At 71.8% G+C, this 13,111-nt stretch carries 9 protein-coding genes and 1 pseudogene; 4 read left to right on the top strand and 6 right to left on the bottom strand.

Annotated features, from left to right (window positions below; all coding sequences use genetic code 11):
* Nucleotides 1–14 precede the first annotated feature (14 nt).
* The 4 genes from ACT2CW_RS02265 to ssd are packed head-to-tail and all read right to left on the bottom strand — an operon-like array spanning nt 15 to nt 4,061.
* On the bottom strand, nt 15–833 hold the full coding sequence (locus ACT2CW_RS02265) for a type II secretion system F family protein (RefSeq protein ID WP_445515311.1): 819 nt from the start codon (nt 831–833) through the stop codon (nt 15–17).
* Nucleotides 830–1,792, bottom strand: coding sequence for a type II secretion system F family protein (locus ACT2CW_RS02270; protein ID WP_445515312.1), 963 nt, complete (start codon nt 1,790–1,792; stop codon nt 830–832). Before ACT2CW_RS02270 ends, ACT2CW_RS02265 begins: the two co-directional genes overlap by 4 nt.
* Nucleotides 1,789–2,955 (bottom strand): TadA family conjugal transfer-associated ATPase, encoded by a 1,167-nt coding sequence (locus ACT2CW_RS02275; protein ID WP_445515313.1) that lies wholly within the window; start codon nt 2,953–2,955, stop codon nt 1,789–1,791. The genes ACT2CW_RS02270 and ACT2CW_RS02275 overlap by 4 nt, the downstream gene beginning before the upstream one ends.
* Nucleotides 2,952–4,061, bottom strand: coding sequence for a septum site-determining protein Ssd (gene ssd, locus ACT2CW_RS02280; RefSeq protein WP_445515314.1), 1,110 nt, complete (start codon nt 4,059–4,061; stop codon nt 2,952–2,954). The genes ACT2CW_RS02275 and ssd overlap by 4 nt, the downstream gene beginning before the upstream one ends.
* Nucleotides 4,062–4,514: 453 nt before the next feature.
* On the opposite strand from ssd, the gene ACT2CW_RS02285 reads away from it, so the two are divergent.
* Complete coding sequence (locus ACT2CW_RS02285) at nt 4,515–5,351, top strand: HAD family hydrolase (RefSeq protein ID WP_182467671.1); 837 nt, start codon at nt 4,515–4,517, stop codon at nt 5,349–5,351.
* Nucleotides 5,352–5,766: 415 nt separating this feature from the next.
* Here the strand turns inward: ACT2CW_RS02285 and ACT2CW_RS02290 are convergent, their stop codons facing one another.
* The gene (locus ACT2CW_RS02290) at nt 5,767–6,594 is read right to left on the bottom strand and encodes an oxidoreductase (protein ID WP_445515315.1); all 828 of its coding nucleotides are present in this window, start codon (nt 6,592–6,594) and stop codon (nt 5,767–5,769) included.
* A 102-nt stretch (nt 6,595–6,696) separates the two neighbouring features.
* Between ACT2CW_RS02290 and ACT2CW_RS02295 the strand changes: the two genes are divergently transcribed.
* A complete protein-coding gene (locus tag ACT2CW_RS02295; RefSeq protein WP_037955333.1) occupies nt 6,697–7,701 on the top strand; it encodes an ATP-binding protein in 1,005 nt (334 codons plus the stop codon).
* On the opposite strand, the gene ACT2CW_RS02300 is transcribed toward ACT2CW_RS02295, so the two are convergent.
* Entirely contained in the window at nt 7,682–9,040 is a 1,359-nt protein-coding gene (locus tag ACT2CW_RS02300) for a hypothetical protein (RefSeq protein WP_445515316.1), read from the bottom strand. The genes ACT2CW_RS02295 and ACT2CW_RS02300 overlap by 20 nt on opposite strands.
* 608 nt (nt 9,041–9,648) lie before the next feature.
* On the opposite strand from ACT2CW_RS02300, the pseudogene ACT2CW_RS02305 reads away from it, so the two are divergent.
* Both ACT2CW_RS02305 and acs read left to right on the top strand, forming a co-directional pair.
* A pseudogene (locus ACT2CW_RS02305) lies at nt 9,649–10,752 on the top strand (carbonic anhydrase); the annotation flags it as partial.
* Nucleotides 10,753–10,866: 114 nt separating this feature from the next.
* Entirely contained in the window at nt 10,867–12,828 is a 1,962-nt protein-coding gene (gene acs, locus ACT2CW_RS02310; protein WP_445515317.1) for an acetate--CoA ligase, read from the top strand.
* The last annotated feature ends 283 nt before the right edge of the window (nt 12,829–13,111 follow it).

Consider the following 13,111-nt stretch of genomic DNA (forward strand, 5'->3'; position numbering starts at 1 on the left):
GGTCCTGCCCGTGCTCAGGGGCCGTCGCCCATCAGGCCGCGGGCCAGCCCGATCATCACCGGGGCCAGACCGACCAGCAGGAACGCGGGGAGGAAGCAGCCCGCGAGCGGCGCGTTGACCAGCACACCGGTGCGGTCGGCCCTTCGCATCGCCTCCCGTCCCTGCTCGGCCCGGCATTCGGCCGCCAGCCGGGACACCTGCTCCACCGCCGGAGCGCCCGTTGTCCCGGCGCGTTCCAGGGCGCGCGCCAGCCCCTGTGCTCCAGGCAGGGCGCTGACGCGCCCCCACGCGTGGGCCGGTTCGCCGCCCAGCCGCAGCTCCGCCGCGGTCTGGGCGAGCCGCTCGCCGACCGGGCCGCCGAGCGAGCCTCCCACCGCCTCAGCAGCCCTCCGCGGGCTCGCTCCGGCCGCCAGGCAGGCCGTCAGCAGATCGGCGGCCAGCGGGATCTGACGCGCGGCGAGGGCCTCGAGGTGCCGGTCAGGGCCGGACCGCCCAGCCGTGGCCCGGCGGTGCCGCTGCCACCGCCAGAGGCCGCAGGCCGCGGCGAGACCCAGCACCCACCCCGGTGGCCCTCCGACGAGGACGACGGCGATCGTCAACCCGCCGCTCGGGGCGGCCCAGGCGGGCAGAGCGCCCGCACCGGCCCTGGCGCGCCACCGCCGCCACGGCCGGGCCCGCCTCGGCCGCCGGTGCTCCGCGCCCGGAAGCAGCGCCGCCAGCCGTCGTCGGGCGCATCGCTCCCGACGGGCCTCGACCATCGCCATCGCCGTGCACAGGACCGCCGCCAGGAAGGACAGCGAAATCCCCAGCCTGTGGACAACCTCGGCGCTCATCGGCCACCCCGGCGATCCACCGGACCTCGGCGCAGGTGCGGATCCCCTCGCCGCCGCCCCGGCTCACGCGCCGCCCGCACCATCCGGCCGGTCCAGACCAGGCCCGCCCACTCCAGCAGGCCGCCCAGCAGCAGACAGCCCAGCCCGGCCGGGGTGTGCAGCAGCACATGCAGCGGATCGGAGCCCATCAGACCGCCCAGCGCCAGCCCGACCATGGGCAGCACGGCCAGCCCCAGGGCGGTGGCCTTGGCTCCCGCCAGCTTGGCGTCCAGGCTCTCCCGCTGGTCCCGCTCGGCGCGCAGCGCCGCCGCCACCCGGTCGAGACCCGCCGCCAGCCCCGCGCCCTCGTCGACCGCCACCTGCCAGCAGGCGGCGACCCCGGTCAGCCCCTCGGCGCCCGGCAGCCGGGCGACTCTGCGCAGGGCGTCCGGCACATCCCCGCCGAACCGCGCCGCGGCCGTCACCAGCCCCCAACGCTCCCTCAGATGACCAGGGTCCACCGCCAGCAGCGCCTCACCGGGATGCCGCCCGGCCCGCAGCTCGCCCGCCACGGTGGCACAGAGCTGGATCACCCCGGAGGCGCGGCGCACACGGTCCCGCTCACACCGCCGGGACCGCAGCCGACGGCCGACGACCGGAGTGGCCAGCACCGCCCCGAGCAGCGGCAGGACCGACGCGCCCAGCAGCGCGATCACACATCCGACCGGCAGGCACAGCAGCTCACGCCCCATCCGCCCGCCGTACTTGACCCGCCAGCGCTCCCGCAGCCAGACGGCGGTCTCGGACAGCGGCCGCACCGGGTCGGCTCCCGCGGGCTCGACGGGTCCGCCGCCGGCCAACAGCAGCCTGGCCCGGCGCAGCTCCCGGTCCCGCCCGGTGAGCAGCCATAAGGCCGCCCCCACGCACAGCGTCACGGCGCAGAGCGTCAGCGCCCCCGGGTCCGCTCCCGCGCCCGTCATGCCGCGCCTCCGCCCCGTGCGCACAGCCGCTGGAGCCGCTGCCAGCCCGCCGCCCGCTCGAAGCCCTCGGGGCCCCAGACGGCCGCGGGGACGGTCGTGACGAGGCCCGCCCGGTCCCGGTCCAGCACATGCAGTTCGGCGATCCTGCGCCGCCCGGCGCGGTCGCGCACCAGATGGACCACGACCGACAGCGCCGCCGCCAACTGGCTGTGCAGCGCGGCCCGGTCCAGGCCGGCGGTCGAGCCGAGCGCCTCCAGCCGCGCGGGCACGTCGGCCGCCGTATTGGCGTGGACAGTGCCACAGCCGCCCTCATGGCCGGTGTTCAGGGCCCCCAGGAGGTCGGTGACCTCGGCGCCTCTCACCTCGCCGACCACCAGCCGGTCGGGGCGCATGCGCAGCGCCTGCCGCACCAGGTCCCGCAGGGTGACCTGGCCCCGGCCCTCCTGGTTGGCGGGGCGGGTCTCCAGCCGGACCACGTGCGGATGGTCGGGCCGCAGCTCGGCCGAGTCCTCGGCGAGGACGATCCGCTCCCGCGGCCCGACCAGCCCGAGCAGGGTGCTCAGCAGCGTTGTCTTGCCCGAGCCCGTGCCACCGCTGATCAGGTAGGACAGCCGGGCGTCCAGCATGGCCCGCAGCAGCCGCGCGCCGTCCGGCGGCACCGTCCCGGCCGCCTCCAGCTCCGCGAGGGAGAACGCCCGGGGGCGCACCACCCGCAGCGAGAGGCAGGTCGAGCCGACCGCGACCGGAGGGAGCACCGCATGCAGCCGGGTCCCGTCCGGCAGCCGGGCGTCCACCCATGGCCGGGCGTCGTCCAGCCGCCGCCCGGCCACCGCGGCGAGCCGCTGCGCGAGTCTGCGCACGGCGGCCGCGTCCACGAAGGTGACGGCCGTGCGCTCCAGCCCCGAGCCGCGGTCCACCCACACCTCGTCGGGGGCGGTGACCAGGACGTCCGTGACATCGCGGGCGGCCAGCAGCGGCTCCAGGGGACCGGAGCCGACCAGCTCCGAGCGCAGCGCCTCCACGACCCCGAGCACCTCGGTGTCGCCGAGCAGCCGACCCTCCTCGCGCAGGGCCGAGGCCACCCGCGCGGGTGTGGGCTCCGCGCCGCTCCCGGCCAGCCGCAGCCGCACCGCGTCCAGCAGATCCGGCGATACGGCGCTCATGCGCTGACACCTCCCTCGTCGGCGAGGGCACGCGCCCAGAACTCGGCGCAGAACTGGCCGAGCGGGCCACGGGGGCTGCCGCCCGGGGGCTCCCCGCCCTCGAACGCGTCCGCCAGACCCGGCTCCGGTGGCAGCTGACCGGCCAGCGGCAGCCCGAGCAGCTCCGCGATCTCCTCGTCGCCGAGCTCCGGCCCGCACGGGCCCCGCACCACCGCGCGCAGATCCCGCAGCACCATGCCCACCGTGGACGCCACCCGGTGGGCGGCCGCGACCGCTCGCAGCTCCGCCGGGACGACCAGCAGCCCGAGGTCGATCTGGGACAGCGCCTCGGCCGCCGCGTCGTCGACGCGGCGCGGCAGATCCACCACCACGACCCCGCCGCGCCGCCGGGCCGCGGCCAGCACCGCCCGCATCGCGGACGGCGGGATGACGACCGAATCGCCGCGATCCCAGCTGAGCACCCGCAGCGCGTGCAGCTCCGGCAGCGACTCCTCCAGGGCGCTTCCGGCGACCCGCCCCCGCGACTCGGCGAAGGCGGGCCATCTCAGCCCTTGCGCGCCCTCGCCGCCGAGCAGCACATCGAGCCCGCCGCCCAGCGGATCGGCATCGATCAGCATGGTGCGCCGACCGGAGCGGGCGGCGGTGACCGCCAGGGCGCAGGCGAGGGTGGAGGCGCCCGCGCCGCCGCGGCCGCCGATCACCCCGACGGTCAGGGCCTGCCGCCCCACGCCTTCGGCGACATCGGCGATCCGGTCCACCAGCCAGGTCTCGGCATCGGGCAGGAACGCCACATTGTCGGCGCCGAGCGCCACAGCCCGCCGCCAGATGCCGTGGTCGTCCAGATCGCGCCCGATGAGCAGCACCCCTTGTCTGCGGGCTCGGTCGGACAGCCGGGCGGCCGAGTCGTCACCGACCAGAATCAGCGGTGCGGCCTCCCAGCTGCCCCGGCGGGTGAGCGCGCCGTGCGCCACTTCCGGTTCCGCTCCGGCCGCCGCGCACAACCGCAGCAGATCGTCGAGAAGCGCCTCGTCCTCGGTGACGATGAGCGGTCTGCTTCGCTGTCCTTCGGTCGCCGAAGGGCGTTCCGGTGTGATGGATGCAGTCACGATCCCCTCCCATATCCGTTACGCGCTCTCACTCCCGCGAACGGCGAGTGCGAGCAGCGCGGAGAATCACCGTGCTGCGATCCAGAAAATCTTGGGGATCTTGGTCCAAAACCGTGGACAACTCATCAGTTGTGAATATCCCAGTCACCTAAACCAGTGACTTCCGGAGAGCAGCCTAGCGATTACGTACGGTTACCGCTCAAGCTGTGGAGAGGCGGGGCCGCAGGGGCCCGAGGGAGGGGAGCAAGATCTCATGAGAACGCCGAAAATGCGTCCGGACATGCGACGACCCCCGCCGGGGGGGAGAGCGGGGGTCGTCCCCACGGCCGACTCGGGGGGGGAGGAGTCGGGCCGGGTTAGCACGGTCGCGAACGATCCGTGACTTCCATGGTGTACCCGAGAGCCTTCTCAGGCAAACCCACGCGCCTCAGCTTACGCCGAATGGTGGGCCCTATGCTCGGCGTCGTGGAAAACCACTCCTTGCCTCGGACAGCTGCCTTCTTTGACCTGGACAAGACGGTCATTGCGAAGTCAAGCACTCTCACCTTCAGCAAGTCCTTCTACCGGGGTGGGCTGATCAACCGCCGGGCCGCACTGCGTACTGCCTATGCACAGTTTGTCTTCCTCGCCGGCCGCGCCGATCACGAGCAGATGGAGCGGATGCGCAAGTACCTCTCCGCGCTCTGCCGAGGATGGAATGTCCAGCAGGTCAAGGAGATCGTCGCGGAGACCCTGCACGACCTCATCGACCCCATCATCTACGACGAGGCCGCCTCGCTCATCGAGGAGCATCACACCGCCGGCCGCGATGTGGTAATCGTCAGCACCTCCGGGGCGGAGGTGGTCGAGCCGATCGGTGAGCTTCTGGGCGCGGACCGCGTGGTGGCCACCCGCATGGTCGTCGAGGACGGCGTGTTCACCGGCGAGGTGGAGTACTACGCCTATGGCCCGACCAAGGCGGAGGCGATCGCCGAGTTGGCGGAGTCGGAGGGCTACGACTTGTCGCGCTGTTACGCCTACAGCGATTCGGTGACCGATCTCCCGATGCTGGAGGCGGTCGGCCACCCCCATACGGTCAACCCGGACCGGGCGCTGCGGCGCGAGGCGGCGGCGCGCGGCTGGCCGGTGCTCTCCTTCAACCGCCCGGTGCGGCTGAAGCAGCGCAGGCCCTCACTCTCCATGCCACCACGCCCGGTTCTCGCCGTGGCGGCGGCCGTCGGCGCGGCCGCCGCCACGGCCGGGCTGCTGTGGTACACCAATCGGCGCCGCGCCCTTTATGCCCGCATTTAGGGGTGACAGCAAAGATCTGCGGTGAGGGCTTCCGATTGGCCTCTCGCAGGAGTACAAAGGAATCGACGGCCCGCGAGACCAGGGGTATCCGGGAGGAAACCCTCAGACGCCAAGGCCCCACGGACCGAGCACAGATGCTGAGCACCCACGCGACGTCGACCCGTCGATTACGGGCCAGCCGCACCAGGTGACGGGCAGAAGTTCCCGACCTGATGGGCGAATGAGATTGCACGCATGGTAACCCGGCAGCTGTGCCAGCGGCGGTGCCCATGTGGTGCCGCCGCAACTCTTGTCCGGACCGGCCCGCCTTGTCCCACGTCAGACCGCGCCCGTCCCACCTCAAGCCCGCGCCTCTCCGACGTCAGGCCACTGTCCCGCCTCAGCCCGCACCTCTCCGAGGTCAGGCCTGTCCGCGTCAGGCCGCCCCGCGCTGGAGCGCCTCGCAGACCGCCGTGGACTCCCGCACCCCGAGCTCAACCGCCCGTCCGCAGTGCGCGATCCACACCGCCATCCCCTCCGGCGTCCCGGACGCATAGCCCTCCAGCGCCGCCATGTACGGCGCGGCGCCCAGCTCCGCGTACCCCACCTCGGCCGGGCAGATGGACTTCGGATCGAGACCGCTGCCGACCAGCACGATCCGCTCGGCCGCCCGCGCCACCAGACCATTGCGGGAGACGAAGGGCCGCAGGGCGAGCAGTTCGCCGTGCACCACCGCCGCCGTCACCAGCGCCGGAGCCTCGCTGCCCGCGAGCAGCAGCCCGGCCAGCCCATCGAGCCGCCCCGCCACCTCGTCCGCGTCCGGCAGCGGCAGATCGGACCCGATCAGCGGCTCGTCCACCGGCTCACCCGACTGCCGGGGGCGCCCGATCGTCTCGTCGCCCTCCGCCCCGCCCGCCGCGACCAGATGCAGCCGGGCCAGCACCCGCAGCGGCGACTGCCGCCAGATGCTCAGCAGCTGCCCCGCCTCGGCGGTCAGCCGCAGCGCCGCCCCCACCGTGCGCGGCTCGCCCTCGGCCCCGAAGTCGGTGCGGCGGCGCACCTCTTCCAGCGCCCAGTCCGCACCGGCCAGCGCGGCGGAACCCCGCGCTCCGCGCAACGCCGCCTCGGAGGTGACCTCATTGCTGCGGCGGCGCATCACCCGGTGCCCATAGACCCGGTCCACGGCGGTCCGTACGGCGTTCACGGACTCGGCCACACCGGGCAGCGCGGCCAGGGTGGCGAGCGGATCAGCTGACGTACTCATGAGTACGACACTACGCACCTCGCAGCGGGCGCCCCTCGTTGGAGTGGTGTTCTTCACGTAAATCCCTCATGGTCCGGGATCACTCACCTACGCTAGGTGAACATGAAGATCGCTTTCGTAGGCAAGGGTGGAAGCGGCAAGACCACGCTGTCGTCGCTGTTCATCCGCCATCTCGCCGCCACCCACGCCCCCGTCGTCGCCGTCGACGCCGATATCAATCAGCATCTGGGTGTGGCGCTCGGACTCGACGAGGCGGAGGCCGCCGCACTGCCCGCGATGGGTGCCCATCTCCCGCTGATCAAGGACTACTTGCGCGGTACGAACCCCCGGATCGCCTCCGCCGAGACCATGATCAAGACCACCCCGCCGGGCGAGGGCTCGAGGCTGCTGCGGATCGGTGAGGACAACCCCGTCTACCAGGCATGCGCCCGCACCCTGCCGCTCGACGACGGGTCGGTGCGGCTGATGGCGACCGGCCCCTTCACCGAATCCGACCTCGGTGTCGCCTGCTACCACTCCAAGGTCGGCGCGATCGAGCTGTGTCTGAACCATCTGGTCGACGGGCGCGGCGAGTTCATCGTCGTCGACATGACGGCGGGCAGCGACTCCTTCGCCTCCGGCCTCTTCACCCGCTTCGACATGACGTTCCTGGTGGCCGAGCCCACGCGTAAGGGCGTCTCCGTCTACCGCCAGTACAAGGAGTACGCCCGCGACTTCGATGTGGCGCTCCGGGTGGTCGGCAACAAGGTGCAGGGCCCGGACGACCTGGACTTCCTCCGTGCGGAGGTGGGCGATGACCTGCTGGTCGCGTTCGGCCACTCCGACTGGGTCCGGGCGATGGAGAAGGGCCGTGCGCCCCGGTTCGCGGAGCTGGAGGAACCGAACCGCGAGGCGCTGCGGACACTCCAGGGCGCGGTGGACGCCTCGTACGAGCGGCGCGACTGGCAGCGGTACACCCGTCAGATGGTGCACTTCCATCTCAAGAACGCACAGAGCTGGGGGAACGAGAAGACGGGCGCCGACCTTGCCGCCCAGGTCGACCCCGCCTTCGGGCTGCGGGAGTTCGCGCCGGAGGAGAGCTCGACGGCTACTCCCGCTCCCGCTTAGCCGTCCGTGTGTGGGGCCCGGACGTCCGCTCGTGCGCCGTTTCGCGATCGGACGTCCGCCCCGGCTCGGCGGCCAGGTAGCCCTTCCAGCCGCCCGGCGGCCGCATCCCGACGTCCAGCACCCGCAGCTTCTCCAGGACGCGGGGGTTCTGCGCGTCCAGCCAGTCGGCCAGCTGCTTGAAGGAGACGCAGCGCACCCCCTTGCGCGGGCAGACCTTCTTGATGACGTCCTCCACAGCGCGCATATACGTTCCGCCGTTCCAGGACTCGAAGTGATTGCCGATGAACAGCGGCGCCCGGTTGCCCTCGTACGCCCGGTCGAAGGCGGCCAGCATGCCGTCGCGCATCGGACGGCCCCAGGTGGAGCGCTTGGGTCGCTTGCCCTTCTTCTTGCGCGGCTTGTTGGCGAGGAAGTTGTAGTCCACGGAGAGCGTCTCGAACGCACGGCCCGGTACCGGGATCTGTTGCAGCGGGAAGTCCCAGATGCCGTGGATCTTGCGGGGCCAGATCTGAAGACCGCCGGGTGAGCTCGCGTCATAGCGCCAGCCCAGTTTCGCGGCCGCCCGGACCAGGTTCTTCTGCCCCTGGAGACAGGGTGCGCGACCGCCGACGAGCTCCTTGTCGTAGTCGAAGGGGAGCGGCTTCTCGTGCTCCAGACCCGCGTTGGTCCTCCAGTTCTTGACGAACGACTCGGCCTGCTGGATCTCGCTGGTCCACTGGCGCGCCGACCAGGTGCCGACTCCGTGGCGGCGCCCGCAGAAGTGGCCGTTGAAGTGGGTGCCGATCTCATTGCCGTCCAGCCAGGCGCCCCGGAGCTGCTCCACCGTGGCCCTGATCCCCTCGACGTCGTTGAAGCCGATCGACGAGGCGCCGCGCCGATGCTCGGGCGGATCGTAGAGGTACCGCTTCTCGGCGGGCAGCAGGTACACCCCGCTGAGGAAGTACGTCATCGTCGCGCCGTACTTCTTGCCGACCGCGCGGAAGTGGGAGAACAGCTTCTGCTTGTCCTGGCCGGCGCCGTCCCAGGAGAAGACGACGAACTGCGGTGGCTTCTCGCCCGGTTCGAGCGGCTCGGCCTTCGGCTGATGGGGCTGGGGGCCGGTGTCGGAGGTCGATCCGTCGCCGATGAGCCGGATCACCTTCGGAGCCTTGTCCGGATGGATCGGCGCTCCCGGCCCCTTCCGCGGGCTGTCCCTGTCGTGGCCCGAGCCCGCGGTGCCGCCCGGTCCATGGGCCTGGGGGGAGTCTTCCGAGCAGCCGACCGGCACGGAGAGCGCCACCGCCGCGGCCAGCAGTGCGGTGACGTTTCTTCCGGCCCTTCCGCCTCCTCTGGCCCTCATACCGCCACCTCGTTCCTCGTGTCGCGCCCTGACCCGGGAGATCCGGCCGGATAGGAGCAAACATCGCATGGGCGGAGAAAAAGACAGTGGATGACAAGGCGTCTTAAATGACTATTCACCCCATAGGGGGAATAGCAGCCCACTCTCTCCCAAAAAGCTTCCCAGCGACTTTACTCAGCATTACGATTCATTTACCAACGCTTGGCAGTCAGTACCGCAGTACGCCGTGACCCACGGCCGCGCGCCTATCCGCGACCGAAGCCCCGGAGGAGACGGGAATGTTGAAGCTCTTGGACCGAATCCACCGGGTCTCCCGCCTCAGACTCGGAGATCTCTCCGCCTCGGCCGCCCTCTTCCGATTCGCCGTTCCTCTCTCGCTGGGTATCGCCTCCGTCTCGCTGGGCATCGCATCGGCCCGCGGTGCCTCGCTCCGGGCGGCCGGACTCATGGCCGCCGCCGCGGCCCTCGCGGTCGTCCTCCTTGCGGTGCTCCTCCGGCCCTCGGGGTCCCGGCGGCCTTCTGGCTCCCGGCACCCTTCAAGCTCCGCACGGCCTTCAAGCTCCGCGCGGCCCTCAGGCTCCGGGCAGCCTTCGGGCTCCCGGCGGGTGGCGCCCTCCGGACGGGCGGCGGCCGATGGACGGGCGGCGCGGCGGGTCGCGGAGGCGGACGGCGCCCGGCCCTGCCGGCCGTGGACGCCTTGGCGTGATCACCACTGCACCCGTCCGGCCCCGGCTGCCGTGGGCGTCGGGGCGAGCGTCGCCGCCGGCGGGGACGCGGGCGGTCAGCTGCTCGGCGGCGTGAGCGCGTTCCAGCGCCATACGGCACCGCTGGTCCGCGATGAGCTGGCCCGGCTGGCGCGGGAGGGGCAGCGGCCCAGCCAGCTGTTCCTCACCTGCGCCGACTCCCGCCTGGTGACCAGCATGATCACCTCAAGCGGCCCCGGCGATCTGTTCACCGTGCGCAATGTCGGGAATCTGGTGCCACCACCGGGCGCCGATGACTCCTGTGACTCGGTGGGGGCGGCGATCGAGTACGCGGTGGAGGTGCTGAAGATCAGCAGCATCACGGTGTGCGGCCACTCCGGATGCGGTGCGATGCAGGCGCTGCTCGACTCATCGGCGCCGCTCCGCACACCGCCCCAGACCGGGGCCTCCCCCGGCACAGCCGAGCCATCCGGCGGATCTGGGGCAACCTCCGGCGGACCCGGGGCACCCTTCAGCGGGCCCGAGTCATCCGGCGGACCTGGGGCAACCTCCAACGCGCCCGAGGCATCCTCCAACGGGGGCCGGACGCCGCTGGAGCGCTGGCTGCGCCACGGCAGACCAGCACTGGCGCGGATGGAACGGATCGGTCGACTGGGGCGCGGCGAGGTCGCCCTGTCGAGCCGGGCGATCGCCGACGACGCGGAGCGACTGGCGCTGGTCAATGTGAGACAGCAGCTCGACCATCTGATGGAGCACGGCTGTGTGGCACGGCGGGTGGCGGAGGGCGGGCTGGCGCTGCACGGCATGTATTTCCAGGTGGCGGAGGCCCAGGCGTATGTCCTGGACACGGGTACGGGGAGGTTTCTGCCCGTCCGCCCGGACCATGGCGCCCCGACACCCGTCTGCCTGGCCACCACGGCGGCACCCGCCCGGCCTGGAAGCGGCAATTCCGGCGTGGCGGAGCGGGGTGGCGACCCCACCCGGGGCGCCCTGGAGCTGGGACGGTGACATACACGACGACAGGTCTAAACCAATTTTCGGCGACAGCCCTTGTCAGGGTGTGCCGTTGGCTGATGAGCTATGGCCTGGGACACAACGGACACCCTGGGAATGGGAGATGTCGTGAGTAACGAGAGCCTGGCCAACCTTCTTCGGGAGGAGCGTCGCTTCGCGCCGCCCGCCGAGCTGACCGCGAACGCCAATGTCACGGCCGAGGCGTATGAGCGGGCGAAGGTGGACCGCCTGGGCTTCTGGGCCGATCAGGCCCGTCGGCTGTCCTGGGCGACCCCGCCGACCGAGACACTCGACTGGTCGAACCCGCCCTTCGCGAAGTGGTTCGCCGACGGCAAGCTCAATGTGGCGTACAACTGCGTCGACCGGCACGTCGAGAACGGCCTGGGCGACCGGGTGGCGCTCCACTTCGAGGGCGAGCCCGGTGACACCCGCTCCCTCACCTACGCCGAGCTGCTGCGGGAGGTCTCCCAAGCGGCCCACGCACTCACCGAGTTGGGGGTCCAGTCGGGCGACCGGGTCGCCATCTACATGCCGATGATCCCGGAGACCGTGGTCGCGATGCTGGCCTGCGCCCGCATCGGTGCCCCGCATTCGGTGGTCTTCGGCGGCTTCTCGGCCGACGCTCTCGCCACCCGTATCCAGGACGCCGACGCCCGGGTCATCATCACCGCCGACGGCGGCTACCGCCGTGGCAAGCCGTCCGCGCTCAAGCCCGCCGTCGACGAGGCGCTCACCCGGCCCGGCACCGAGAACGTGCGCAATGTGCTGGTCGTCCGCCGCACCGGCCAGGAGGTGGACTGGAGCGAGGGCCGCGACGTCTGGTGGCACGAGATCGTGGAGCGCCAGCCGGAGCAGCACACCCCCGAGGCGTTCGACGCCGAGCACCCGCTGTTCATCCTCTACACCTCGGGCACGACCGGTAAGCCGAAGGGCATCCTGCACACCTCCGGCGGCTACCTCACCCAGGTCTCCTACACCCACCACGCCGTCTTCGACCTCAAGTCGGAGACGGATGTCTTCTGGTGCACGGCGGACGTCGGCTGGGTCACCGGCCACTCGTACATCGTCTACGGCCCGCTCTCCAACGGCGCCACCGAGGTGCTCTACGAGGGCACCCCGGACACCCCGCACCAGGGCCGTTGGTGGGAGATCGTCCAGAAGTACGGGGTCACCATCCTGTACACCGCCCCGACCGCGATCCGCGCCTGCATGAAGTGGGGCGACGACATCCCGGCCAAGTTCGACCTCTCCTCGCTGCGGATCCTCGGCTCGGTCGGCGAGCCCATCAACCCCGAGGCATGGGTCTGGTACCGCAAGCACATCGGCGCGGACACCACTCCCGTCGTCGACACCTGGTGGCAGACCGAGACCGGCGGCATCATGATCAGCCCGCTGCCGGGCGTCACCGCGACCAAGCCCGGTTCGGCCCAGGTAGCGCTGCCGGGCATCGCCGCCACCGTCGTGGACGACGAGGCCAATGAGGTGCCGAACGGCCATGGCGGCTATCTGGTGCTCACCGAGCCGTGGCCGTCCATGCTCCGCACCATCTGGGGCGATGACCAGCGCTACCTGGACACCTACTGGTCCCGCTTCGACAAGCGCTACTTCGCGGGCGACGGCGCCAAGAAGGACGACGACGGCGACATCTGGCTGCTCGGCCGGGTCGACGATGTGATGCTGGTCTCCGGCCACAACATCTCCACGACCGAGGTCGAGTCGGCGCTCGTCTCGCACCCCAAGGTCGCCGAGGCGGCGGTCGTCGGCGCCACCGACCCGCAGACCACCCAGGCCATCTGCGCGTTCGTCATCCTGCGCGGCGGCGCGGCCGAGGACGAGGGCCTGGTCGAGGAGTTGCGGGCGCATGTGGCCAAGCAGCTCGGCCCGATCGCCAAGCCCAAGAAGATCCTGCCGGTGGCGGAGCTGCCCAAGACCCGCTCCGGCAAGATCATGCGCCGTCTGCTGCGCGATGTCGCCGAGAACCGGGCGCTGGGCGATGTCACCACGCTCACCGACTCCTCCGTCATGGAGCTGATCCAGAGCAAGCTGCCCTCCGCCCCCAGCGAGGACTGACCCCGCCACCCGGGGTCAGCACTGCACGAGGTACGAGGGGCGCTCCCGCCTGGCGGGGGCGCCCCTCGCGCCGGCTGCCGCCGTAGCGGTCACGGACGCCGGGCGGCCCCGCCGCAGGTGGCGGTCGCAGGTCGCCACCGCAGGTCGCCGCCGCAGGCGGCCGCCGCAAGGGCTGCCGCAGGTCGCCACCGCAAGTGGCCGCCGCAAGGGCTGCCGTAGGTCGCCACCGCAGGCGACCGCCGCAGGTGGCTGCCGCGTAAAAATTGCGACAAGATGATGAACA

It is taken from the genome of Streptomyces sp. NEAU-174 (genome assembly GCF_052665095.1).